This window comes from Cohnella ginsengisoli (genome assembly GCF_029525555.1).
In the GTDB taxonomy this organism is placed as follows: domain Bacteria; phylum Bacillota; class Bacilli; order Paenibacillales; family Paenibacillaceae; genus Cohnella; species Cohnella ginsengisoli.
In genome coordinates, this window is record NZ_JAPDHZ010000002.1 from 692,375 (window position 1) to 716,848 (window position 24,474).

Genomic DNA, 24,474 nt, shown 5'->3' on the forward strand with positions numbered 1-24,474 from the left:
TTAACCCTCCTTCGAGGCCAGCGCCTCGCCGATCGTGTTCACGTTGTGCCGGTACATGCCCAGGTAGGTGCCTTCCGCCGTGCCGCCGTCGCCCATCGCGTCCGAATACAGTTGACCGCCGAGCCGAACCTGGAGACCACGCTTCTTCGCTCCTTCGATGACCGCTTCGATGGAAGCGGGATTGATGCTGCTCTCTACGAAAACGGCAGGCACGCCGCGCTCCACCAGCAGGTCGATCGTATCCTCGATGTCGGACAGCCCGATCTCGTCTTCGGTGCTGAGTCCCTGGAGGCCGACGACCTGAAGCCCGAGCAGTCGCCCAAAGTAACCAAAGGCGTCGTGCGCGGTGACGAGCACCCGCCGCTCCTCCGGAATGCGCTCCAGCTTTTCCAGCGCTTCCGCCTTCAACTCGTCGAGCTGCTTGAAGTAGGCGATCTTATTCGTCTCGAAGTACGCTGCGTCGCCCGCAGAATACTTCTTCATTTCTTCCGTTGCCGCGCCTAACGCCTGCTTCCACAAGTCGATGTCGAACCAAATGTGCGGGTCGGTCGCGCCCTTCGGATCTTTCAGCAGCCGCTCCTTCGGCAGCGTCTCCCCGATGGCCAGCACCGGCCGCTCCTTGCCGATCTGCTCGAATACCTTAACCATGTTCGCTTCAAGATGGAGCCCGCTGTAAAACACGATATCGCCGCTCTGCAGTTTCTTGATGTCTCCTTGCGTCGCCGCGTACAGATGCGGATCCACGCCCGGTCCCATCAGGCTGTCGACCGCCACCCTGTCTCCGCCGATGACGGCGAGCGGCTCCGCGATTTGCGCGATCGTCGCGACGATCCGGATTTTGCCTGTCTGGCCGCCTTCGTCTGCCTGCTTTCCGCCGCTCGCGCAAGCGGTGTTGACACAGACTAAAATCGCTAAAAACAGAAATACGAGTACCACTCTTTCCAGCTGTTTGGTCAGCATTCCGGTCCTCCCCATATTGGTCGTTCCTCCTGCGGCAAACACTTGCGCGTGAAACACTTGTACGACAACAATTTTGTTTCCTTTGGGAAACTTTTGTTGTTAACTACAAAATAATTACCCTAGGGCAATCTGTCAATCCTTTTTTTGGGCGGATTGTCCGGAATAACCGTCGCTTTCCGAGCCTAAAGGGCTCATTGCTGCATCCGCTGCCGCTGAAGACGCGCTTTTCTCGCTTGCTTGTGACAATGTGCAACGGCACACGGCGATGGTTGCGGCCGAGTTACACGGTTTTTCCGTGCAACGGCGCTTCAGCGCGACGGTTCTGGCCGAGTTACACGGTTTTTCCGTGCAACGGCGCTTCAGCGCGGCGGTTCTGGCCGAGTTACACGGTTTTTCCGTGCAACGGCGCTTCAGCGCGACGGTTCTGGCCGAGTTACACGGTTTTACCGTGCAACGGCGCATCAGCGCGGCGGTTCTGGCCGAGTTACACGGTTTTTCCGTGCAACGGCGCTTCAGCGCGACGGTTCTGGCCGAGTTACACGGTTTTACCGTGCAACGGCGCATCAGCGCGGCGGTTCTGGCCGAGTTACACGGTTTTTCCGTGCAACGGCGCATCAGCGCGGCGGTTCTGGCCGAGTTACACGGTTTTACCGTGCAACGGCGCATCAGCGCGGCGGTTCTGGCCGAGTTACACGGTTTTTCCGTGCAACGGCGCATCAGCGCGGCGGTTCTGGCCGAGTTACACGGTTTTTCCGTGTAACATCGCTTCAGCGCGGCGGTGCTGACCGAGTTACACGGTTTTTCCGTGCAACGGCGCATCAGCGCGGCGGTTCTGGCCGAGTTACACGGTTTTTCCGTGCAACGGCGCTTCAGCGCGACGGTTCTGGCCGAGTTACACGGTTTTACCGTGCAACGGCGCTTCAGCGCGGCGATTCTGGCCGAGTTACACGGTTTTTCCGTGTAACATCGCTTCAGCGCGGCGGTGCTGGCGGAGTTACACGGTTTTACCGTGTAACATCGCTTCAGCGCGGCGGTGCTGGCGGAGTTACACGGTTTTTCCGTGCAACGGCGCTTTCGGGCGGCGGTGCGTGCGGAAACGGCAACAGCAGCGGTTCGAGCGCCCCGCCCTCCCCCCCGCTCAATCGGATCGCCAAAACAACAAAAGGGCTGAAGCAGATTCCAAATCTGCTCCAGCCCTTTTTTGCTGCCGTGCGATATAAACTTCCTCTACGCGTTCAATGCCTTCACCAATGCCTCGAGGTTCTTTTTCATGATGCCGATATAATCGAGCCCCACTTTCTTCTCCTCGTCCGTCAGGCCCTCCAGCGGATTCAGCACGTCCGTCTTCGCCCCGATCTCATCCGCTACGGTACGCGCGACCTGGGGATCGACTAACGTCTCGAAAAAAATCGTCTTGACCTGATGCGCCTTCGCGAACTCCACGATCTCGGCCATCTTGCCGGGAGAAGGCTCCTGCTCGGGCGACAGCCCGGCGATCGGCACCTGCTCCAGGCCGTAGGCATGCGCCAGGTAACCGAAGGCCGCATGCTGCGTGACGAACTGCTTCGTCTTTACGTCGTTCAGCCCTTCCCGGTAAGCCTCGTCCAACGCCTTCAACTCGGCGATATAGGCATCGGCGTTCTTTTTGTACGTATCCTTGTTCGCCGGGTCCGCCTGCCCGAACGCCGCTTCGATGGCGGCCACCTCCCGCTGCGCCAATCCCGGATCGAGCCATACGTGCGGATCCTCCGCATGTTCGCCTTCCGCATGGCCGTGTTCGTGCGCCTCTTCTCCCTCTTCTTCCGCCGCGCCCTCCAGCGTCGTCAATCCTTCGCTCGCCCGCACGACGACGCGCTTGTCGCTGGGCGCGCTCGAAAGCGCCGCATCGACCCAGCCTTCGACGATCCCGTTGTAGACGAACACGTCCGCATCCTTTACCTTCGCCATATCCTGCGCGCTCGGCTCCCAATCGTGCGGCTCCGCCCCGGCCGGGATCAACGCGACGACGTTCGCGAGATCGCCCGCGACCTGTCTGCTGAATTCGTACATCGGATAAAAGGTCGTCACGACGCTCAGTTTGGCGCCCGCTTCGTTTGCTTCATTTGGTTCACTTTTGCCGCAAGCCGCCAGCAGCAGCGCCAGGCTCGCGGATATCGCCAGCGTTTTCTTCAAGTTCTTTTTCATGTGTGCCATCCCCGTTTCTTTTATTCGTAATTATTACGATAATAAGAGTAAAAAAACGACTTGCTATGTATAATGCTTCCACTTGCTTCTATATTGTAATTATTACGTTTAAAAAACGCAAGGTAAAAAATTCGCTCTCTCACAGCCGGCCGTCAACTATTAATCTAGAAAACTAGCAGCGCAGGTTCTTTCAAACAAACGCTCGCATAAATTAATAGGAGCAATCGCGATTCCTTGAACGAGGTGAAAATGCGTGACGAATGCGGCTAATAAGTGGACTTTGACGCTATCGGCGTCGTTGATGTTGACGCTGCTCTATTTCGTAGCATCGGGGCGGCAATGGTCTTGGCCGTTCGACTCGCCCGTCTTCGGCGCGGATCAGTGGCACTCGGTCAAAACGGTGTTCGTCAGCCTATTTCTGGAGGCCCTCCCCTTCATGCTGCTCGGCGTCCTCGTCTCGTCGGTGCTGCAATCGTTCGTATCCGAGGCGGCGCTCGCCCGTCTCATCCCGCGCAATCCTCTGCTCGGCGTACTCTGCGCCTGCCTGCTCGGCATCGCACTGCCCGTGTGCGAGTGCGGCATGATCCCGGTCGTGCGCAGGCTGCTGCGCAAAGGCATGCCGGCCTATGTCGGCACGACCTACATCCTGGCGGCGCCTATCGTCAATCCGGTCACGGTACTCGCGACCTTCAGCGCCTTTCGCTCCGCGCCGGAGATGGCGCTGTACCGAACCGCGCTCGGCTTCGCCGCCGCGGCTGCCGTCGGCCTGCTGCTGTATCGGTTTAGCGGCAGGACCGCCTACCCGCTGAAGGCCGACACGGGCAGTCATCCTCAGGCTGGCAGCCATCTACCCGCAAACGGCCCTCCTTTCGCGGACAGCCGCCTCCACGCAGGCAGCCATCCTCAAGCGAACTCAGCGCACGCCCATCGCGCTTCAAGTCTCGCACCGTCGTCCCGCTTTCTCTCCTTTTGCGCGCATGCGGCCGACGAATTTTTCGAAATGGGCAAATATCTGATGCTCGGCGCGTTCCTGACCGCGCTGATCCAGACCTTTGTCGGACGCGAAGAGCTGCTCGCGCTTGGCGGCGGCGTCTTCGGTTCTCATTTGCTCATGATGGGCTATGCCTATGTCATCTCGCTCTGCTCGACGTCGGACGCGTTCGTCGCCGCATCGTTCAACGGCGTCTTTCCCGCAAGCGCGCTGCTCGCCTTCCTCGTATACGGTCCGATGGTCGACTTTAAAAATACGCTGATGCTGCTGTCCGCCTTCAAAGCCCGCTTCGTGCTGCGTCTCCTCCTGCTCGTGACTGCGGCCGTCCTCGCGCTGTCGCTGCTGGCCGGCTGGTGGCTTCGCAACGCGGCAGGCTGATACCAGAAAAAGGGGATGCATAAACATGAACGAGCGACCGAATTACAGCTTGATCGCCCGTCATCTGACACGAGCCGTCGTCTTGGCCGGCATCGGACTCTATATCGCCAGGCTGTCCGCGATCGGCAGCCTTAGTCTGTATATCTCGCCGCGCATGACCCCGTACACGAAGTATGCTGCGGTCGGACTCTGCTTGATCGCCGCCACGCTCGTGTATCGGTCGCTGAAAGCATGGGACGGCGAACGTTCGTCCGGCTGCGGGGATGCTTGCGGTCACGCGCCGGCGGGCTCCTGGCTGCGCCAGCTTCGCGCCGGCGTCTTGTTCGCCTTGCCGCTCGCCTTGTTTTTTCTGACGCCCGACACGACGATCGGCAGCGCGATGGCCGCGCAGAAGGGCATGAAGCTGAGCGGCGTCAACGTCGCGCCCCCGAATCAAGCCACCCCCGAACCGCCGGCATCGGACGCAGAGCTGGACCGGTTATTCCCGCACGATTCGCTCACCAAGCCGTATGCGGATTACGGCAAAACGCTCTACGCCGAACCCGAGATCGAGATTGCGGACCGTCGCTATCTTGAAACGCTGACGACGCTTTCTTTTTTCCGGACTCGTTCACGGGACGGCGCGCTTCGATATCGGGCTTCGTCTATCGGGACGATTCGATCGGAGAAGGTGAATTCGTGCTCGGCAGGTTCGCGGTTCAGTGCTGCGCGGCCGACGCGATCCCGTACGGCATCGTCGTCGAATCGCCGGATGCGGCGAAGTATGCGAACGATAAGTGGATGACTGTCTCCGGCATGCTGGCCAAGACGACGGTCGACGGCGTCGAAGTGCTCATGCTTCAAGCTGATGACGCAACCGAGATCGAACCGTCGAAGGACCCGTACGTGTATCCGGATATGGACTTCGGCGTATAAAGAGGCCTTGGAGCTGCGAATGCAGTTTCTTTGACTGCCTTGCCTCATGCGTAACGGTGCCGCCGCTTACGCCTTTGGAAGCCGCACCGTAAACCGCGTCAACACCGCGTCGCTCTCCGCTTCCACCGTGCCGTCGTGGCGCTCTACGATGTTTTTGACAATATAAAGACCGATGCCCGTGCCGCCCTCCCGCTGCACCCGCGCACGGTCGCCGGTGAAGAACATCTCGAATAAATGAGGCAGCTCCGCTTCGGGAATGCGATCCCCGTAATTGTCGACCCGTATGACCGCCTCCTGGCCGTCCCATTCGCCCCGAACGTCGATGTACCGGCCGTCGGCTCCGTAGCGCGCGGCGTTGCTGAGCAAATTTTCGAACACCCGCGCGAGGAGCTCGCCGTCTCCCTGGATATTCAGGTCTGGGATCACTTCCGAGCGAAGCGTCAGCCCGTTCTTCTCGAAAATCGGATACAGTTCTTCGCCGAGTTGGACGAGCAGCTCGCCGAGATTGATCGGCTCGCGCTTGACCGGCAGCATGCCGTAATTCATTCGCGTAATCTCGAACAGCTCGTCGATCAGCTTCTCTAACCTTTGGGATTTCGTATAGGCGATCGACGTAAAATGCCGGACCTGATCGTCGGACAGATTTTCGGCCTGCAGCATGTAGTTGAGATAACCGATAACGGAGGTGAGCGGCGTGCGAAGGTCGTGCGCGAGGTTGAGCACCAGCTGATCCTTGCTCGTCTCCGCGAAGTCGCCGCGCGCGATCGCCTGACGCAGCTTGTCGCTCGCCATGTTGATATCCTCCGCGATGGTCTGGAATTCGTCCTGCGAGGAAATGCGGACCGGCGTGTCGAAATCGCCGACGGCCAGCCGGTGAATGCCGCTGGATATCCGGTTGAAGTACGTGGCGTAGGGCTTCGTATACAAGAAAAAAAACAGCACCGACAGCGGGATAAATATGATCAGAAACACGTTGACGTCGCCGATGGTGCCCATAATATTGCGGAACGCATTCAAAGAATCGCCGTGATACGCATTCCGGTGATAGTAGGATTGCAATACCCGGTAGACGAGATAGGTAATGAGGAAGGACGTCAGCAAGCTGAGTCCGAGCAGCAGGATCATCTTGGACCTGAAACTGATGCCGCTAGCCATTAAAAGTGTATCCCACTCCCCAGATCGTCTTGATCCATTTGTCCTTGTTGTTGTCTTCGCCGAGCTTCTTGCGCAGCGTCCGAATGTGGACCATGACCGTATTGTTGCCGACCTCGTAGTAAGCTTCGCCCCACACCTGCTGGAAAATCTGCTCCACGCCGAACACCTTGCGGGGGTGGCTCGCGAGCAGGCACAAAATATCGAATTCCTTCGGCGTCAGCTCGATCGGTTCGCCGTAGATGGTGACGCGCCGCTGGTCCGGAACGATCGCGAGTCCGCCGGACTCGATCGTGACGGGCTCGTCCGCCCTCGCCGGATTGAGCCGCGTGGACCGCCGCAGCAAGGCTTGCACCCGCGCGACCAGCTCCATCGGATTAAACGGCTTGGTCATATAATCGTCCGCCCCGATGACGAGGCCCGAGATCTTGTCGAAGTCCGATGTCTTGGCGCTCACGAACAGGACGGGCAGCCGGTGCCGCTCGCGGATCTGCCTCACGACCTCGAACCCGTCGAGTTCGGGCATCATGATATCGAGCACCGCGAGATCGACGGCCTGCGTTTCGATCGCCCGAACCGCTTCTTTGCCGTCGTGCGCGAGCAGGAGCTTATAGCCTTCCTTTTGCAAATGCAGCGAGATGAGGTCGGCGATTTCCTTTTCGTCGTCCGCGATCAATATGGTGACGGGGTTCATGTCCTATCGCGCTCCTTCACAATTCCCATTGTAACGAATGTCACGGCGCGTTGCCTAATTCGCTATAAACGCGAACCGCGTCCGCGATGTCGTACGCCTCCGTCGTTTTGCGGTCTCCCTTGGCGCCGGTCGTGACGAGTATATACTCTTTGCCGTTCAGACGGCCCAGGCTGGCGAGGCATAGTCCCGCCTTTTCGGTGTAGCCCGTCTTGCCGCCCGCGATCTCTTCGCCGGCGAGGCCCGACTCCCCAAGCTCTTTAAACATCGAGCTTCGCAGCCTGATGCCGTCCGGATGCAGGTCCGTGGGCGCCGTCAAATGGCGCGAGGCGGTGAACACCTGGCGGAACGTCTCGTTCTTGAGCGCATAGGCGAGCAATACGGAGAGATCCTTGACCGTCGTATAGTGATCGGGATCGTGCAGTCCCGTCGCGTTGACGAAGTGCGTGTCGGTCATGCCGATCGACTTAGCCTTGCCGTTCATGAGCTTCGCGAACTTCGGCTCCGAGCCGGCGACGCGCGTCGCGAGCCCGACGCTGGCGTCCGCGCCCGAAGGGAGCATCGCGCCGTACAGCAGGTCGATCGCGCTCACCCGCTCGCCGGGCAGGAAGCCTGCCATCGAGGCGTTCTGCTGCCGCAGCGTCTCGAACATGTCCGGCTCGAGTTTTACGGTCTTCTTCAGGTCGGGGATGCGCTCGATGGCGAGAATCGCCGTCATGATCTTCGTAAGCGAGGCGGGGTATACGCGATCCTCCATCTTTTTGTCCATCAGCACCCGTCCGTCGTCCAGGCGGACGAGGATGGCATGGGTGCTGTGCAGGCTGTCGGCGGCGAGTCGCAGACCGTCGTTCGCGGCCGGGTCATCCTCGTCCGGCGTCGTATCGTCTTCGGCCTGCGCGAACTCGGCGGATGGCCCGGCGGAGTTCCCGGCCGCGTCCGCCGCGGTACCTGCCGGCGCAGCATCCGGGGCCGAGCGGGCGTCCGCCGCGCCGGATTGCTCCGTCTGCGTCTTGGGCGGATGGCCCAGGATCTCGTCCGCCGCGCGGACGAGATCGGCTTTGTGTTCGATGGCCGCGCAGACGAATCCGGCGATGAGCAGAAGAAGCAGCAGTCGCGATTTCATTTCTTACATCCCCTCCTATTCCCGGAATACAGAATAGGACAAAGAATTTAAACAAATCGGAGGACGAACATTAAATATTTCTTAAATTCCGGCCTGAGTCAACGAAGCAGCGAGCGCAGCTTGATGAGATTCAGCTCGAAGTAGTTTGCGTACATCTTCACGAGCTGACGGTCTTCCAGGTCGTACAGCACCTCGTTCAGCTCCTTGATCTTTACGCCCGCCATTTGAGACAGCTCGTGCCGGTCAAGCGGCATCTGAACGACGATCGTATGGTCGCTCCGTTCGCCGAACCGGTTCGCGAGCTTGACCAGGCTCTTGATGACCCTCGTCCTGACATCGAAGAACATCAGGTCGGACACCTGATCGTTCGTGTCGCGCATGCGCTGGACGATCTCGGCCATGATGACGAGATTCAGATCGAAGTGGGTTTTCAGCATGTCCAGGAAGTGCGCCCTGGACATCACGACCAGTTCCGTATTTTCGAGCGTCTGCGCCGTGGCGGAACGCGGCTTGCCGTCGATCAGCGACAGCTCGCCGAAGCTGTCCCCCGCATTGAATACGGCCAATATTTTCTCGTCGCCCTCCGGACTCGTCCTGTAGATCTTGACCGTGCCCGACAGGACGATAAAAAACGAATCGCCCGGATCGTTTTCCCGAAATAAAATCGTCTGGGCGTCCTGCTCCCGCTTTTCCATCCGGTCGGCCAGCAGCCCGATATGCTCGGGAGCCAGACTCGAGAAGAGCGGAATATGCTTCATCAGCTGACGCAGCTTCGCTTTTTCCTCATTGGCCTGCCGGGCGGGGTCGAGCTGACGTGCTTTGTCCGCCCGGAGCTCTCCGCCCGGCGCTTCCCCGTCGATGTCGATCTCCCGAATCTTGTGGCTCTGCAGCATTTGAATGTGCTGCGCGGTGATCGCCGTTCCCTTCGCCAGCAGCTTGATCCCGCTGTCCGAAAATATATCGATGCCGACCTTCATGCCGGCCTGCACATGATTGACCAAAAACAACGCCATGCCCGACTCACCTCAAAGGATTCATTTAGCCCTTTTATCGGTGAATGCGTTCGAAAGGTTAATCCCTGGGAATCGTGCATGCGCAGCCTACACGACCAAACGCCCCTTCTTCTCCGCCACGCCGATCGTTGCCCGAAGCCCCGACCTGAACGCCAGGTAATCCTCTTCGACGCCGTCGCTGAAGATGACGCCGCCTTCGGGCATCTGCGATACGACCTCAAGCGCTTGACCGTTCTCGATGCGGCCATACACGAGCTCGACTCCCGTCGTACGGCTCGGGAACGGCTCGCGGACCGCGAAACGAAGCCAGTCGCTCTCCCACTCCAACCGCTCCGCGTCTGCATCCGTGTTGCGATCATGTCTCCCGCTACCCGGGACAATCGTCTCCCCGGTACCGACGAAGCCCGCCTGCCTAGCAATACCCGACGCGCCCGCCAGCACGCTTTTCAACCACCCCGTGGAGCCTACGCCGGTCGATACGATGATGCCGCTCGACGATTGCTGCTCCGCCTTGCCTCCCGAAGCGATGCGGTAGCGTGCCGATACATGCGTCCTCCGTCCGATGTAGAAGTCGTTCACGGCGTATAACGACTGTCCGTCGTTCAGCGCCGCCTTTGCCAGCGTCACCTCGCGGACCCTCCGACGTCCCGCAGCGGTCTCCGGTACGATCTTGGGCAGATCGTCCACTTGAAAAGGCAGCAGAACGCCGTCCCAGCGCATCGGGTCCGGATTGACGCCGATCAGCGGCTGGCCGTCCAGATACTTCAGCGTTCCCGCCACCAGGCCGTCCTGCCCCAGCGCCACGACCGTATCGGAAGGACCGAACAAATAATTGGGAACGTGCGCCCTGTCCAGCAGCTGCACGATGCCCATTTCGCCGAGCGATTGCTGTGTCCGGGAGAGCGCCTTGCGGTACGCTTCATCCTCGCGCAGGTAGTCGGAGAAATCCTCGCCCATCGACTCAATGACGAACTGCGCCTGCCGAACGGTATTATACCGCGCCACCAGCTCTTCCAGACGCGTACGCCGCTTAACCAGCACCAGTCGAATCCCGCTTGCGCCATTCATGGATCACCGCTCCTTCCTGACCGCCGTCTTCGCCGCGTCGCCTTGCAGCAGGCCCTGGAGCAGATCCGGGGAAATATTCAGCTGCCCGATTCTGTCCGCCTGACCGGCCAGGTCCTGGAAGGCGACGGCGATCAGCTGGCCCGGATTCATGCCTGCGCGCGTCAGAGATTGCAGCACTTGATTGTCCGCGCCGCCAAGCGCGCGCATGACGGCCGTCAGCTCATACGCTTTGGCGTCGGCCTCCGATCGCCTGTTGCCGACAGCGAGCTCGAGCAGCGCCTTCCGCTCCTCCTCGTAGTCCGTGTCGAACCGCAGCTGCTCCTGCTGCATCTCGTTGCGCTTCTGCTGAACGAGACGCTCCGCCGCCAGCTGGCTCTCCCGGATTTGCTTCTTCTTGGCCTCGACCGCGATCTCCGTGCTCAGCTCGTTTTCCCTTACGATCCGCTCCTGCTCGATCGACGCGTTGCGCCGCTCGTACAACGCCTCGTCGGCTCGACGCAAGATCTCCTCTCGCGCCTGCGCCTCCAGCGCCCGCAGCGTCTCCTTGTTCGGCAGCACGGCCAATATCGCGGCGCCCATCGCTTCGATTCCGAGCTTCGCAAGCTCGGGGCTCGCGTCCAACTCCTGTCCGATCGAGGCCGCCAGGCGATCGCCGGATTGAATCGCTTCGCGCAGCGGCATCCGTTCGAGATGTCTCTTCACCAATACTTTCACCAGACCGATGACCCGTTGTCCAAGCTTGGCGGGATCGTCGGACAAATACGTTTTTTTCCGCAAATTGAACGTGTAATCCAGCATGCGGGACGTTTGGCGGAAGTCCGCGATCCGGAAGGTCAGCTGCCCCTGAACCGTCACGCTCTGGAAGTCGCGGGTAATCTCCTCGAACATGAACGGCGCTTCGATCGAGGACACCGGCATGACCACGGCCGTCGTGACCGGCGCGTAATAGTAAAAGGACAATCCTAGCCCTTCCTTGACGACCTTGCCGTTCTGTACCTTCATCACGTACTCGCTGGGCTGGAATTTGACGAATCGGATTCCGAACATGGCGAACGCCTCCATTTATTATTATAGTCATTTTGATAATATCATTATGATAATTTAAAATGACAGTACTGCTCAACCGTTCTTATTCGCGCTCTACGTCCCTTAGGCCGTACGGCTGAGCAAAAAAGGTATGAATCGCGGACGCCCGCTCGCATTTCCTTCCGATTTCTCCATTTTTCTTGCTACAAAAAAGCCGTCAGGGAAGGAAGAGGGAAGGACGTGAGGTTGACAGCCGACAGGCGCCGCCTCACCTCGCACGGGGGAGCTGCGCGAGGTGCCGAGAGGCACGACCTGACGGTCTTTTGCAGCAGCCTCGCGTGCGATCGGCGGCCAGCCAATCGCTCCCGAACGCCTGGCATGCACGACTAATCGCGACAAACACTCAGGAGCGGTCTGGCTGAGCGGTTCGATGGCACGACAACGCTATTCAAATAACGGTTGAAAAGCAGTTATTTCCCGTGATCGCAACATCCTTGGGCAAATAAGTGTCGAAACGCAATTCATTTCTAGCATTCGAACGTTTCGACCCGGTTTTGAGCAAAATAATTGCGGTTGAACACTTATTCCCACCAAAGTCCGGATCAGCGCGCCGATTAACTGCTTTTCAACACTTATCTCCCGCTTCTCAACCATGTCTTCCTCCAAAAGCAGCGCCGCGCATCTCATAAGCGTTGCTTGTATACGTTCTGAACCGGTGAAAAAAGGCTTCCGATTCGCCGAAGAGGCTATATCGAAAGCCGCCTAAACCAAAGACCGTCACACGCGCGCAAAGTGAGAGTTTTTTGCGTCTTCCGACTACCGGGCCGGGCCTTCACGGTCCGGTCTTTTCATGCCGCGCCTTCGCCTGCTGCTCGGGCTCGGGCTCGCGCACGGACTCGGACTCGGGCTCGGGCCGAAGACGGAACGCCGACGGGGTCAGCCCCGTCGCTTCTCGGAAGCTCCGCGAGAAATAATGGACGTCGCCGTAGCCGAGCGACTCCGCGATCTCGGTAATCCGCTCCCCCGTCAGAAGCAGCCGCTTGGCGCACGCGATGCGCTCCCGCATCGCATACGCCTTGGGGCTCAGTCCCGTCGCTTCCCTGAAAATCTCGGCAAAATACGTCGGATGGTAGCCGCACAGCTGCGCCAGCTCCCGGCTCGACCAGCTGCGCGCGGGCTCGCGGGCGATCGCCGCAAGCGCAGGCTCGATCCGCCGCGCGGACGGATCGGGGCGCTCCTGCAGCTGCCGCCTTACAAGCGCGACCAGCAGCGCGGTCATGCCGCCGCGCATCGCGGCTTCGCAGCCGGGACGCTGCTCCCGGTATTCGTCGACGATCGGCCGGAAAAGCGGTTCGAGCTCGGGCGCATGCAGCACGTTTGCCAGTACAAGCGGCGAACGTCCGCCGCCGGCGTCGATCCGGTATTCGACGGGCGGCGCCTCCCGCTCCGGCCCGGCGCATGCGCGAATCGCCGACGCCGGATGCACGGACACCGGCGCATCGCCATCCCAGTCGAAATGGATGCTGTAGAAGCCCGCCGGCGCGTTCGCCGCCGTCTCGATGCGGTGCGGACTGCCGCTGCCGTAAAAAGGCGCAGCTGCCCGGAGACAGCGAATAGCGATGCGGGCCGAGCGTCAGCTCCGCGCGTCCGAACAGCACGAAAAGCAGCTGGCAGTCGGGGTTGACGCGCGGACCCCAGACGAATATCCGGTCATGCGCGGCGCGTTCGGCGAAGTGTACGATCGGCCGGATCGACGCCAGCTTGATCGGCCGTAAGCCCTCTGTCGTTTGCATCCGCATCGCCCCTTCCCGTTATGGGCGTATTATAAAGCATCGCCTGTCAAAAGTGCACCTCATTCCCGGCACGGCTGCAAAGACAGCCGGCAAACCGCCGGTTAAACTGGGCTGGAACATAGCCAAGGAGGTTGCGTCCGCATGCGAAAGCCTGTCGCATCTGCCACATCTGCCCATATGACCGCTTCGGCCGATCCTGCCGACAAGCACCTGTCGTGCTTCGCCGCTCCCGCCGCCATCTACCGCCCCGCCCCGCTCTGGGTATGGAACGACGACATGGAGCCCGAGTCGATCCGCTTCCAGTTGCGCGAGCTCGCATCGCACGGCTTCGGCGGCGCCTTCGTCCACCCCCGTCCCGGCCTCGTGACCGAATATTTGTCGGACGCGTGGTTCGAACGCTGGGGCGACGCGCTGGAGGAGGCTTCCCGGCTCGGACTCAAGCTGTACATTTACGACGAAAATTCGTATCCCTCCGGCTTCGCGGGCGGGCATGTCCCGTCGGAGCTGCCCGACTGCCTCGCGAATTCCGTGCTGTTCAACGAATACGGGGCGGACGAAGTCGCGCGCAAACTCGCAAACGCCTCGCCGATGCTGAACCGCCCCGGTCACCCGATCAAAGCGTTCGCCGTGCGGGAGACGCCCGACCGGTCGCCTGCCTGGGAGATCGTCCGCGACGTCACGCTGCTCCCGATGACGCAGTGGCAGACGCACGGCGACCGATTCTGGGTATTCGAGCTCGGCACGCCGATGACCAACAACTGGCTCGGCGGCTTCGCGTATGCGGACCTGCTGCGGCCGGAGGTGACGGCGCGCTTCCTCGCCGTCACGCATGAAGCGTACCGCGAGCGCTTCGGCGACCGGTTCGGCGCGCAGATCCCCGCTTTGTTCACCGACGAGCCGGAGATCTCGCCGGGAAATCTGTTTGAGCACGGCTCGCCGCTGCCGTTCAGCTTCTGGTTCGCGGGCGAGTTCGAGCGCCGCAACGGCTACGACCTGCGCGACTATTTGCCTTTTCTATTCCGCGATGCCGCGATCGCCTTCGAGACGACGCCCGCCGTCGATGCGGCCAAAGTGCGCTTCGATTATTTCGAGACGATCCGCGAGCTGTGGGTGAACAACTCGGTGCGCCCGATCTCGCAGTGGTGCGAAGCGAACGGCATCGCCTACACGGGGCACTATATCGAGCATCAATGGCCCCATCCGTTTCACCGCACGTCCCCTGCCGTCATGTCGCTCTACGAATTCATGCACTGGCCGGCCATCGACATGCTGGAGACCAAGCTTCTCCGCGCCGATGCCGCCGGCCCCGGCTCCGCCTTTTTGCCGTTTATGCCGCCAAACGAGGCGCAGTGTGCGCAAGGCGCGCACAACGATCCCGCCGCCCTGCTGACCGTGCGCGAGGCGCACAGCGCCGCCAACCAATTCGGCAGGGAGCGCGTGCTGTGCGAGGCCTACGGCGCCGGCGGCTGGGACTCGACGTTCGAGGATTACAAGCGGATCGGCGACTGGCTGTACGTGCACGGCATCAATTTCCTCAACCAGCATCTGACCTACGGCACGATCGTCGGCGCGAGAAAAAGGGACCATCCCCAATCGTTCGATTGGCGCCAGCCATGGTGGGACGAATATGCGCGGCAGAACGACTACTTCGGCCGGCTCTCTTATGCGCTATCCCAGGGCCGGACGGTCAACCGGATCGCCCTGCTCAACCCGACGACGTCCAGCTTCGTCGCGACGGCCGAAGCGGTCGAAGGCGATGCGCTCTACCAGCAGGGCATCGTCGACATGCTGGCGCTCGTGCAGTCGCTGTCCGACGGTCAATGGGACTACGATCTGTGCGACGAATACATCATGGCGGGCCACGCTTCCGCCGAGGGGGGCCGGTCTGCGCGTCGGACAATGCCGCTACGAGGTCGTCATCGTACCTGCGGCGATGACGCACATGAAGGCTTCGACCGTCGCGCTGCTGCGCCGCTTCCTGGAAGGCGGCGGCACCGTGATCGCCGCGGACCGAGCTCCGGATCGGGTGGACGGCGCTCGCAGCGAGGAAGCGGCGGCGCTTGCCCGCCTTCCCGGCTGGCATCCGGCGGCGTCCGCGGCCGGCCAGCTCGCGCTGCTGTCGGCATTCGCCGCGCCGCGCCTTCGACTTGCCTGCGATGAGGCGGCGGCGCCGAGCGGGATCGCGCATCTGCGCCGCGAGCTGGGAGACGGCTCGGCCTTTTACTTCTTCGCCAACTCGCGAAGCACCCGCTTCGAAGGCACGGCGAAGCTGCGCGGCCGGCGGGCCGAGCTGTGGAATCCGCTGGACGGCTCGGCGACGGCGCTCGACCTGTCGCCGGACGACGCCGGCAGTCTGACGCTCGACCTGGCGCTGAACGCGTCGGGGTCGCTGCTGCTGCGCGTCTACGAGGAGGCGCCGGCGGCGTTGGAAAGGAGCGACGCCCGGGACGCTGCGTCAACGGACGCGGATCGCGCGGACGCAACGGCTGGCGCAGTCTCGGCCGCGGCGCCAGAGGCGCCGCAACCGCAGCCGCTCCCGCGCCGAACGGCCGAATCGACGCGGAGTCCGGTCGCGCTCTCCGCGCCTGAGATCGTCCCGGAGCGGGACAACGCGCTCCCGATTCTGCACTGCGACCTGTACGCCGGCACCAAGCGCTATCCAGGGCTGCACACGGTGCATGCGGCCCGCTTCGCCTTCGAGCATCATGGCTTCGAGAACAATCCGTGGGACAACGCCGTCCAGTTCAAAAGGCGGCTGCTGGACCGCGACGCGGCCTTCGACGAACGGAGCGGCATCGCGGCCGACTATCACTTCCACATGGACAGTCCGGAAGACATCGGTCAGGTGCGGATGGAGCTGGAGCGGCCTTCCTGTTACCGGATATCCGTCAACGGCATTCCGGTCGAGGCGGCTGCCGGCACGTCAAGGCTGGACCGCCATATGGGCGCCGTCGATATTACGCGGACGCTGCGGCAGGGGCGCAACACGATACGGCTGGAGGGCCGTCCGTTCTCGATCCGGATGGAGCTGGAGCCGCTCTATCTGTTCGGACAGTTCACGGTCGCGCCGCATGCGGAGGGCGGTTGGCGTCTGGCGGCCAACCAGCCGCTGGGGCTCGGCGCCTGGCGGGATCAGGGCTACCCGTTCTATTCGGACGCCGTTCGCTACCGCCATACGTTCACCCTGCCGGACAACGCCTCGCGCGTCTTTATGTCCGCGCCGTCCTGGCACGGTTCGGTGATCTCCGTAACGGTGGACGGCGAGCAAGCCGGTCTGCTCGGCCTGGAGCGCGGCGACGAGCTGGAGCTCACCTCCCTCGTGCGTCCGGGCGCCGTCCACACGCTCGACTGCCGGCTGAGCGGCACCTTCCGCAACCTGCTGGGACCGCATTTCGACGCCTCCAAGCCGCGCAATACAGCCTGGCCAGGCGCCTGGAAGCGCTCGCCGCTCGAAGGGCCGCCGCCGGCGGAAGACTACGATCTGCTGTCTTACGGATTGCTCGCGCCTATTGAAATTTGGAAGATCCCCCGTTAACATACGACTATCGCCAGGCAATAGCGGCGCCTTTGCGGCTCACGCACAAAAGGACGGGGAACGTTTTGAAAAAAATATGGACGTTCAAGCAGAAGCTGGTGCTGACGTATGTCATTTTTATCGTGCTTCCCATGTCCGTGCTCGGTCTGGGCGCCTACCGTCTGTACAGCCAGGCCATGGAAAAAAAGGTAAGCGACTTCGTGCAGCAGGTCGCCGTGAGCACCTCGTCCAACATCGAGATGTACATCCGCGAGCTGGAGCAGTTCACGCTCATGCCCTATTACAATCGCGAGCTGCAGGACATGCTGACGGCCGGGACGGCAGCCGGGGAATCGCCCGACGCGGACATCAAACTGACGCTGGAAAAAAACTTCAGCTTCTGGCAGTCGCAGCGAGGCAGCATCGAAAATATTACGTACTTCAGCAAGCCGGGCGAAGGCGCGAGACGCATCTACAGTCTCAGCTACCTGCTGCCCGGCCTTTCCATTGAGCAAATGCCCTGGTACAAAACCTTCGACAACACCGACGCGCTATTGGCCACCTTAAGCCTGCACCGGCCCGAAGCCAGCCAGCTTGTTCAAAACGGCGAGCCGCTCCAGGTTTTCTCCCTCATTCGCAGAATTTATTACACCTCTACCATACTGAACACCGCCGGGTATTTTCAGGTCGACTTCACGCTCGAGGATATCGAGCGCATCATGAGCCGGGTCAACAGCGAGAAAAACGGTTCCTTTTTCGTTCTCGACGCGGACAGCCAGGTCGTATACGCCGACGATCCGGTGAATCCCGAACTCTTGGCGTCCGTCGCAGGTCTTCAAGCGGGCGGCGACGGTCCGCGGATCATCGATCTGGACAAACGAAAAACGATCGTCGTGCAGCATCCCGTCGGCAAAATGGGCTGGACCGTCGTGGGCTACGTTCCCGTATCCCGCATCGTATCCGGCATCGCCTCGGTCCGCAACTCCATGCTGCTGATCGGCATCGTATGCATCGCGATCGCCCTGGCGGTGTCCACGGGCATTTCCTATAGCATGACCAAGCCCATCTACCGGCTCATCTCGCTCATCAAGCGGGTCGAGCGCGAAGACTTCCAGATCGAATACGACAATCCCCCCGCGCAACGAGCTCGGACAGCTGATCCGCAGCATCATCCGCATGAGCCGGCGGCTGGACGAGACGATCCGCCATCTGTACCAGGCGGAGATCGTCCGCAAGGAAAGCGAGCTGCAGGCGCTCAGATCGCAGATTAATCCGCATTTTTTTGTTCAACACGCTGGAGACGATCAAGATGCGGGCGGAGCTCGACGAAGCCGACGACACCGTCGACATGATCACCGCGCTCGGCAAGCTTGTCCGGTCGTCGCTCCGGTCCGGCAGCGACTTCATCACGCTGCAGGAAGAGAAGGATTATCTGATGAACTACCTGTTGATCCAGGAAAACCGCTACGGCGGGCGCTTCGACATCGCGGTTCGCGTCGAGGAGGCGCTGCTGTCGCATTATATCCCGCGGCTGCTCGTGCAGCCGCTGATCGAGAACGCGTTCTACCACGGGCTGGAGATGAAGCAGGGCAAGGGCAAGCTGTCCGTCGCGATCTCCGCCGAGCCGGGCGCCCTCAAGGTGCTCGTCGCGGACGACGGGCTCGGCATGCCGCTCGACAGGCTGCTGGAGCTGCGGCGGCTGATCGGCATGGAGACGCTCAGGCCGCAGCAGGGCGGCGGCAGCATCGGGCTAGTCAACGTTGCAGCCCGTATTCAGCTGTATTTCGGTCCTCCCTTTGCCATGCACATCGACAGCCGGCCCGGTCAAGGGACGGAGGTCGTCCTGCTGCTGCCCCCGATTGCGAACGAAAGCGAGGTCGAACGGTATGTATCGCGTTATCATCGCGGATGACGAAACTTCAATTCGTCAAGGCATCCGCAAAATTTTGCAGCGGTTCGCGCCGCAGTGGGAGCTTGTCGGGGAAGCCGAGGACGGCGAGACCGCCATGCGGGAGATCGTCCGGCTGCAGCCCGATCTCGTCATCCTCGACTACCGGATGCCGGGGATGAACGGCATCGATTGCTGCGAACGGATCGCGGCGGACTCGCCGCACATCCATCGGATCTTGCTGACCGCCTATCAGGAGTTCCAGCTCGCCAAGCAGGCGATCGACCACGGCGTCGCCGCGTTCATCACCAAGCCGCTCGACCGCGGCGAGCTGCTCCAGACGCTGGACAAGATCGCGCAAGCGATCGATCACGCGCGCGGCGAGCGGGCCAGACTGGACGCGCTGCGGCATTCGCTCCAAAAAGCAGCGCCGCTCGCCGAGAAGCTGTATTATCAGCATTTCCTCTTCGGACAGGACGATCAGGAGATCGCCCAGTTGCTCGTCGAAGCCGGTTACCAGCCCCTGCACGACCGCGAAGGGCAAGATCTGATCGTCCTGGCCGTCAGTCCCGACTGGATCGAGCCGCAGCGCTTCCGCTCGTCGGACGAGGAGCTGTTCCGCTATGCACTGACCAAGTTCGTACAGGAGTGGTGCGCCGAAGACCCTCGCAGCTGCGTGCTGCAGGATCATATCGGCCAGGTCGTCGTCCTGATGAGCCGGACGGCCGGCGATCCGGCGTTCGCCTCGGAAGCTCGCGGCCGGGCCGCGGCGCTCAAGCAGGCGATCGAGCAGAGCTTCCGCCGCGCCGCGACCATCGGCATGAGCGGGCTGTATCCCTTCGCCGCGGCATCCGGCGCGTACCGGGACGCCTCGCTCGCCGTCACCTACCGGCTCGTCTGCGGCGGCGGACAGCTGCTGTCGCTGCCGGAGCTGCGCGCCGACAAAAAGATGAATTTGTCTTCGGGTCCGGCGGAGCAGATCGAGCTGTCTCTGGAGCAGCTGCTGCTTGGCAACGGCGAGGAGGCGCTTGCGATTTTCGAACGGCTCGCCGGCGCCGACCTGATGCTGCCAGTCGAGCTGCGCCGGATGACGACCCATTATTTGCTGCGGCTCGGTGCGCAGCTGCGGCTGATGGACCTGGATCTGTCCGCTATCAGCGGCAAATCGCTGGAGGACTGGCTGCAGGCGGCGGAGTCGGCGGTGACGCGCGATTCGCTGATGGGCATGATCGGCACGCTGCTGCGCCTGCTCGCCCAGACGATCGCCCAGGAGCGCACCGGGCAGGACGCCCCGCTCCTGCAGCGGGTCCAGCAGTACGTGTCGGAATCGCTGGCCGAAGGCGTCAGCCTGCAGTCGGTCGCCGACCGCTTCGGCATGAACGCGAGCTACTTCAGCCGGCGGTTCAAGTACGAGACGGGACGGAACTTCGTCGTTTTCCTCAAGGAATGCCGCATGGAGCGGGCCAAGACGCTGATCGAGCAGAGCGAGCGCAGCCTTCAGGAGATCAGCGAGCTGATCGGCTATGCCGACCTCAAGCATTTTTACCGGGTATTCAAGGAATACACCTCGTACTCCCCCACCGAGTACAAGCGACGGCACGGCTTCTAAGCGCACCGGCTACCGAGCGCGCCAAGGTAAAAAAAATTCATCCGAAAGTAAAATCTCCCCCACTACTCGCGCGCACACGCCTGAACTAAGATGAAGACAGGAATGAGCACGCTTTCAAAAACAACGATCTCGAGGGGGGATGGCCATGATTACGAACAAACTCGCCAAAAGCTCCGCGGCCTTGGTCGCGCTGGGTCTCGTGCTTAGTGCTTGCGGCGGCAACAACGCCGAAAACGGGCAGTCCGCTTCGACGGCTCCGGCAGCCAGCGGCACGGCTAGCGGTACGGCTAGCGGCACGGCCGGCGGCGCTTCCGGCGCTGCGAACGGCTGGAAGGGCACGATCACGATGTACGCCCAGGTGTATACGCCCAACTCGAAAAATATCGCCGGATTGAAGCAGCAAACGGCACTGCAGGAAGTCGCGGGCGAATACGAAGCCGCGCATCCCGGCATCAAGATCGAATTCGTCGACGAAGAATTCAAGGACTACACGCAAACGGTGCGGGTCAAAGCCGCTGCCGGCGAGCTGTTCGACGTATTTTGGGGTCAATGGGCCGAATTGAACAACACCTTCCCCAAAGGCATCGCGGAGGACCTGACTCCCTATTTCAGCCAGCCAAACCCGTATATTCCCGGCAAAGCCACCTGGGGCGAAGCGATGAACGCCACCGTCGTGAGCGAGACGAAGTCTCCCGACGGCAAGAGCTACAACATCAACGGAGACTACGTGGCCACCGCGTTTTTCTACAACAAGGACCTGTTCGCCAAAGCGGGCATCTCCCAGCCGCCGGGCAGCTGGCCGGAGCTGATCGAGACGACCAAAAAAGCTCAAGGACGCGGGCATTACGGCGATGTCGCAAGCGCCCGACTACGACTGGTTCCAGCGGCACTTCCTGTCCGACTTCTACGCCAAGGAATTCGAGCAAATCGCCGGCTTCGATCAAAGCCCGGGCGTCTCCTCGCTCGATCAGAGCGTCGCCATCGCCAAAGGCATGCTGAACACGTCCGATCCGCGCTTCATGGGCTGGTGGCCGATGTTCAAATCGTTGACCGACAACTGGAAGCCCGACTATCTGTCGTCCGAGCCCGGCATCGTCGGCAGCAACGCCCGCAACGACTTCCTGGCCGGCAAAACCGCGATTTTCTACGACGGCAGCTGGCTCCCGGAAAACGCGAAAGACGCCAAAGTCAGCTTCGAGCTTGGCTCCTTCAACTTCCCGGTGCTGGCGCAGGCGGACACGCCGTATACGACCGGCACCGACGTCTCCGGCGCGGTCGGCGGTCCCAACGCGGCCTTCCAATTCGCCGTCGCGACCAAGCAAGCCAACGCCTCGATGAAGGAAGCCGGCAAGCAAGCCGCCGTCATCGACTGGCTCCAATTCGTCGGCACGCCGAAAAACGTGGAGCGCATCGTCAACGAGCACGGCACCTTCGTGCCGACCTGGCCGGATACGAAGCCTGCGGAGAGCATGGTCGAGCTCGCCAATCAGGCTTCCAATGAATTGAAGGCGATCGGCGTCGGCGGCTCCTCGCCCAACCTGAACAAAAACATGCAGCGGATCTTCGGCCTCTATCTGAGCGGCAATATCGACATCGCCAAAGCGACCGCGGACGTTAAAAAAAGAGCTGGACGGGGCGATCAAGGAATACCAATCGAAAAACAGCGTCGATCTCGGAAAATACTAAGGCGCCGAGAGGCTGCAAGAAAAAGGGGGCCGCCGCTTCGCAGCGCTCCCTTTTTTTCATCCTACGAAGCCATGAAAGGACGAATGCCGCATGACCGGAAAAGCCAAGCTGAAAACCGCGCTGACCGGATACGCCTTTATACTGCCGACGTTTATTTTCCTGATCTGGTTCACGTATTATCCGGTCTACCAGGCGCTGATCGGCGCCTTCACCGATTGGGACGGCTTCAATGCGCCGCGCTATATCGGACTGGACAACTTCGTCCGCCTATTCGGCGACGAGGTACTGCGCCAATCGACGATCAACGCCTTGATCTGGGTCGTCCTGTCGATCGTGCTGGCCGTCGTGCCGCCTTTTCTTGTTGCTGAACTGATCTTCCAGCTGCGGCGAGCGCGCGCGCAGTATATTTACCGCACGCTTTTCGTCCTGCCGATCGTCATCCCCGGCATCGTCACCATCCTGCTGTGGCGGTTTTTGTATCAGGGGGACGGCGCCATCAACCAGCTGCTGGAGCTGATCGGACTTGGCTCGCTGCAGCAGCTTTGGCTCGGCAATCCGAATATCGCGCTTTATTCGATCATTCTGATGGGCTTCCCGTGGATCAGCGCCTTTAATCTGCTCATCTTCTACTCCGGTCTGCAGAGCATCTCCACCGAGGTGCTGGAGGCCGCCAGGCTGGAAGGCGCGACCGGCTGGAAGCGCGTATGGCGGATCGACATCCCCTCCTCCTTCCCGCAGCTGCGGCTGATCATCATCCTGACGTTGATCGGCAGCCTGCAGAACATTATCCCGCCGCTCATCATGACCAACGGGGGACCCGGCTACTCCACTTACGTGCCGATTCTGCATATGTACAACGTCTCGACCGTCAACGGCGAGTTCGGGTACGGCATGTCGATCGCGCTGGTCATGTTCGTCGTCATCCTGCTGTTGACGCTGGTCAACATGAAGCTGGTCAAATCCGAATCCTGAGGACAGGAGGTCCAACGATGCGCGCTCTCCGCCTGCCAGGAGCGGGGCAACTTTTGCTGCTGCTGCTGCTTGTGTTCAATCTGCTGCCCATTTATTTCATTGTCGAAAACTCCGTCAAATCGCCGCTCGAATTCGCGTCCAGCACGCTGTCCTTCCCGAAATCGCTGCTATGGAGCAATTACGGCGCGGCCTGGGATAAAGTCGGCCTGTCGCTATATCACACGTCCGTCATCATCGCGGCCAGCGTCGTCGCCATCGTCGCCTTTTCCGCCATGAGCGCCTACGCGTTTTCCAAGCTTCGCTTTCCGCTCAAAAACACGCTTTTTTTGCTCGTATTCGGGCTTCTGCTGATTCCGGGCTTTCTGACGCTCATTCCGCTTTATTTGCAGATCAAAAAAGCTCGGCTTAAGCGACAGCTACCTGGCGCTTATCCTTCCGTATATCGCCGGCGGGCAGGCGTTCAGCATTTTTGTCCTCAAGACGTTTTTCGAGCAGCTGCCGGACGAGATCTTCGAGGCGGCCCGCATCGACGGCGCGGGCAACATCCGCATCTTCTCGACGATCGTGCTGCCTCTCTCCGTCCCGATCTGCACGACGGTCGCCATCATCAATATCACCAGCCTGTGGAACGACTACCTGCTGCCTTCGCTGCTGCTCGACCGCGCTCACCAGACGATCACGATGGCGCTCGTCGCATTCGAAGCCGCAGCCGGCAACTACGGCCTGAGCGACTACGGCGGCATGATGGCCGCCTACCTGATCGCGGCCGTCCCGCTGCTGCTGCTGTTCTCGCTATTGATGCGCAACTTCGTCGAAGGCATCTCCAGCGGGTCGATTAAGATGTGAGATGCTGCAGGACGTTCCATTTGCAAGTCCGTACGTTTGGACGATCAGGAATAAAGCCGGATCTTCGGATCCCGAACGGTCGAATCGAAATATTTCGTGCCGTTCTTGTTGACGATGAAATAGATGGCCTCCCCGGCTGTAACGGTCGTCGTTATACTATGGCTGACGCCGGTCGCCGTATCGGTCCCCGCGATCGTCTGCGGTCCCCAGATGGTCGTGCCATTTTTCTTGATGGAGACGACGACGCCGTCGCCCCCCGATTGTTACATTTTAGCCGTGCCGGCAATGTCGATCGTTCCGCCGGCCGGCGCAACCCACTTGCGCACCGACTCGTTCGTATCGGGGATGCTGAAAATTCGAGCCGACCAGCAGATCCGTTCCGGCGCTTTGCCAGACGGCCGAACCGGCTTTGTAGGTCGACAGATTGGTATAGGCGCTCCCGTTCCACGCCTGATAGAACCAGCCGCCGCTTCCTTGCGTGGAAGAAAATCCGGCCGACGCAGCATAGAACGTTCGGGTGGGACGTACCGCCGGCTTTGCGCCATCCCTGGCCGGAGACGTTATAGCCCCCTTTTCCAATTGGAACAGCTCGGCGATCAACGCAATGAACTCCGCTCGCGTCACCGGCTTGTCCGGGTGGAATCGCCCATCAACAATGCTTACGA

The 24,474-nt window shown here is 61.0% G+C and carries 23 protein-coding genes and 2 pseudogenes; 14 read left to right on the top strand and 11 right to left on the bottom strand.

The features are described 5' to 3' along the window. On the bottom strand, positions 1-960 hold the full coding sequence (locus OMP38_RS03450) for a metal ABC transporter solute-binding protein, Zn/Mn family (RefSeq protein WP_277563892.1): 960 nt from the start codon (positions 958-960) through the stop codon (positions 1-3). A 265-nt stretch (positions 961-1,225) separates the two neighbouring features. Between OMP38_RS03450 and OMP38_RS03455 the strand changes: the two genes are divergently transcribed. Together OMP38_RS03455 and OMP38_RS03460 are read left to right on the top strand one after the other, a co-directional pair. Beyond that, a complete protein-coding gene (locus tag OMP38_RS03455) occupies positions 1,226-1,720 on the top strand; it encodes a hypothetical protein (RefSeq protein WP_277563893.1) in 495 nt (164 codons plus the stop codon). Positions 1,721-1,738: 18 nt separating this feature from the next. Continuing rightward, positions 1,739-1,924 carry a hypothetical protein gene (locus tag OMP38_RS03460; protein WP_277563894.1) on the top strand — a complete coding sequence of 62 codons (186 nt, stop codon included), beginning with the start codon at positions 1,739-1,741 and terminating at the stop codon, positions 1,922-1,924. Between the two features lie 263 nt (positions 1,925-2,187). Here OMP38_RS03460 and OMP38_RS03465 read toward each other — a convergent pair whose 3' ends face one another. Continuing rightward, on the bottom strand, positions 2,188-3,144 hold the full coding sequence (locus tag OMP38_RS03465) for a metal ABC transporter substrate-binding protein (protein WP_277563895.1): 957 nt from the start codon (positions 3,142-3,144) through the stop codon (positions 2,188-2,190). 253 nt (positions 3,145-3,397) lie between these two features. On the opposite strand from OMP38_RS03465, the gene OMP38_RS03470 reads away from it, so the two are divergent. From OMP38_RS03470 to OMP38_RS03480, 3 genes and pseudogenes are all read left to right on the top strand, one after another. Beyond that, positions 3,398-4,513, top strand: a complete 1,116-nt coding sequence (locus OMP38_RS03470; protein ID WP_277563896.1) for a permease — start codon at positions 3,398-3,400, stop codon at positions 4,511-4,513. 25 nt (positions 4,514-4,538) lie between these two features. Then, positions 4,539-4,904, top strand: a pseudogene (locus tag OMP38_RS03475) (DUF1980 domain-containing protein); the annotation flags it as partial. 239 nt (positions 4,905-5,143) lie between these two features. Continuing rightward, the gene (locus OMP38_RS03480) at positions 5,144-5,428 is read left to right on the top strand and encodes a TIGR03943 family putative permease subunit (RefSeq protein WP_338130468.1); all 285 of its coding nucleotides are present in this window, start codon (positions 5,144-5,146) and stop codon (positions 5,426-5,428) included. Between the two features lie 66 nt (positions 5,429-5,494). Here the strand turns inward: OMP38_RS03480 and OMP38_RS03485 are convergent, their stop codons facing one another. The 7 genes from OMP38_RS03485 to OMP38_RS03515 form a co-directional block, all read right to left on the bottom strand. Continuing rightward, positions 5,495-6,583, bottom strand: a complete 1,089-nt coding sequence (locus OMP38_RS03485; protein ID WP_277563897.1) for a HAMP domain-containing sensor histidine kinase — start codon at positions 6,581-6,583, stop codon at positions 5,495-5,497. Next, the gene (locus OMP38_RS03490) at positions 6,576-7,274 is read right to left on the bottom strand and encodes a response regulator transcription factor (protein ID WP_277563898.1); all 699 of its coding nucleotides are present in this window, start codon (positions 7,272-7,274) and stop codon (positions 6,576-6,578) included. The genes OMP38_RS03485 and OMP38_RS03490 overlap by 8 nt, the downstream gene beginning before the upstream one ends. A 40-nt stretch (positions 7,275-7,314) precedes the next feature. Next, positions 7,315-8,394, bottom strand: a complete 1,080-nt coding sequence (locus tag OMP38_RS03495; RefSeq protein WP_277563899.1) for a D-alanyl-D-alanine carboxypeptidase family protein — start codon at positions 8,392-8,394, stop codon at positions 7,315-7,317. A gap of 98 nt (positions 8,395-8,492) precedes the next feature. Next, complete coding sequence (locus OMP38_RS03500; protein WP_277563900.1) at positions 8,493-9,407, bottom strand: Crp/Fnr family transcriptional regulator; 915 nt, start codon at positions 9,405-9,407, stop codon at positions 8,493-8,495. An 87-nt stretch (positions 9,408-9,494) separates the two neighbouring features. Then, positions 9,495-10,475: a diacylglycerol kinase catalytic domain-containing protein gene (locus tag OMP38_RS03505; protein WP_277563901.1), complete on the bottom strand. Its 981-nt coding sequence runs from the start codon at positions 10,473-10,475 to the stop codon at positions 9,495-9,497. Between the two features lie 3 nt (positions 10,476-10,478). Beyond that, positions 10,479-11,522, bottom strand: a complete 1,044-nt coding sequence (locus tag OMP38_RS03510; protein ID WP_277563902.1) for an SPFH domain-containing protein — start codon at positions 11,520-11,522, stop codon at positions 10,479-10,481. A gap of 811 nt (positions 11,523-12,333) precedes the next feature. Further along, the gene (locus tag OMP38_RS03515; protein ID WP_277563903.1) at positions 12,334-12,993 is read right to left on the bottom strand and encodes a helix-turn-helix transcriptional regulator; all 660 of its coding nucleotides are present in this window, start codon (positions 12,991-12,993) and stop codon (positions 12,334-12,336) included. A gap of 127 nt (positions 12,994-13,120) precedes the next feature. On the opposite strand from OMP38_RS03515, the gene OMP38_RS03520 reads away from it, so the two are divergent. From OMP38_RS03520 to OMP38_RS03540, 5 genes are all read left to right on the top strand, one after another. Continuing rightward, positions 13,121-13,276, top strand: coding sequence for a hypothetical protein (locus tag OMP38_RS03520; protein ID WP_277563904.1), 156 nt, complete (start codon positions 13,121-13,123; stop codon positions 13,274-13,276). Between the two features lie 159 nt (positions 13,277-13,435). Next, a complete protein-coding gene (locus OMP38_RS03525) occupies positions 13,436-15,454 on the top strand; it encodes a glycosyl hydrolase family 2 protein (RefSeq protein WP_277563905.1) in 2,019 nt (672 codons plus the stop codon). A 1,440-nt stretch (positions 15,455-16,894) separates the two neighbouring features. Next, positions 16,895-18,079: a cache domain-containing protein gene (locus OMP38_RS03530; protein WP_277563906.1), complete on the top strand. Its 1,185-nt coding sequence runs from the start codon at positions 16,895-16,897 to the stop codon at positions 18,077-18,079. A gap of 11 nt (positions 18,080-18,090) precedes the next feature. After that, positions 18,091-18,720 (top strand): sensor histidine kinase, encoded by a 630-nt coding sequence (locus OMP38_RS03535; protein ID WP_277563907.1) that lies wholly within the window; start codon positions 18,091-18,093, stop codon positions 18,718-18,720. Further along, on the top strand, positions 18,695-20,305 hold the full coding sequence (locus OMP38_RS03540; RefSeq protein WP_277563908.1) for a response regulator: 1,611 nt from the start codon (positions 18,695-18,697) through the stop codon (positions 20,303-20,305). Before OMP38_RS03535 ends, OMP38_RS03540 begins: the two co-directional genes overlap by 26 nt. Positions 20,306-20,419: 114 nt before the next feature. On the opposite strand, the gene OMP38_RS03545 is transcribed toward OMP38_RS03540, so the two are convergent. Further along, the gene (locus tag OMP38_RS03545; RefSeq protein ID WP_277563909.1) at positions 20,420-20,677 is read right to left on the bottom strand and encodes a hypothetical protein; all 258 of its coding nucleotides are present in this window, start codon (positions 20,675-20,677) and stop codon (positions 20,420-20,422) included. On the opposite strand from OMP38_RS03545, the pseudogene OMP38_RS35520 reads away from it, so the two are divergent. From OMP38_RS35520 to OMP38_RS03560, 4 genes and pseudogenes are all read left to right on the top strand, one after another. Next, a pseudogene (locus OMP38_RS35520) lies at positions 20,652-21,137 on the top strand (ABC transporter substrate-binding protein); the annotation flags it as partial. The gene OMP38_RS03545 and the pseudogene OMP38_RS35520 sit on opposite strands and share 26 nt — an antisense overlap. Positions 21,138-21,156: 19 nt before the next feature. Continuing rightward, complete coding sequence (locus OMP38_RS03550) at positions 21,157-22,359, top strand: type 2 periplasmic-binding domain-containing protein (protein ID WP_277563910.1); 1,203 nt, start codon at positions 21,157-21,159, stop codon at positions 22,357-22,359. Next, positions 22,301-22,963, top strand: a complete 663-nt coding sequence (locus tag OMP38_RS03555; RefSeq protein ID WP_277563911.1) for a carbohydrate ABC transporter permease — start codon at positions 22,301-22,303, stop codon at positions 22,961-22,963. The genes OMP38_RS03550 and OMP38_RS03555 overlap by 59 nt, the downstream gene beginning before the upstream one ends. A gap of 420 nt (positions 22,964-23,383) precedes the next feature. Continuing rightward, positions 23,384-23,809 carry a carbohydrate ABC transporter permease gene (locus OMP38_RS03560; protein ID WP_277565153.1) on the top strand — a complete coding sequence of 142 codons (426 nt, stop codon included), beginning with the start codon at positions 23,384-23,386 and terminating at the stop codon, positions 23,807-23,809. Positions 23,810-24,079: 270 nt separating this feature from the next. Here the strand turns inward: OMP38_RS03560 and OMP38_RS03565 are convergent, their stop codons facing one another. Next, positions 24,080-24,409 (bottom strand): hypothetical protein, encoded by a 330-nt coding sequence (locus OMP38_RS03565; protein WP_277563912.1) that lies wholly within the window; start codon positions 24,407-24,409, stop codon positions 24,080-24,082. Between the last annotated feature and the right edge of the window lie 65 nt (positions 24,410-24,474).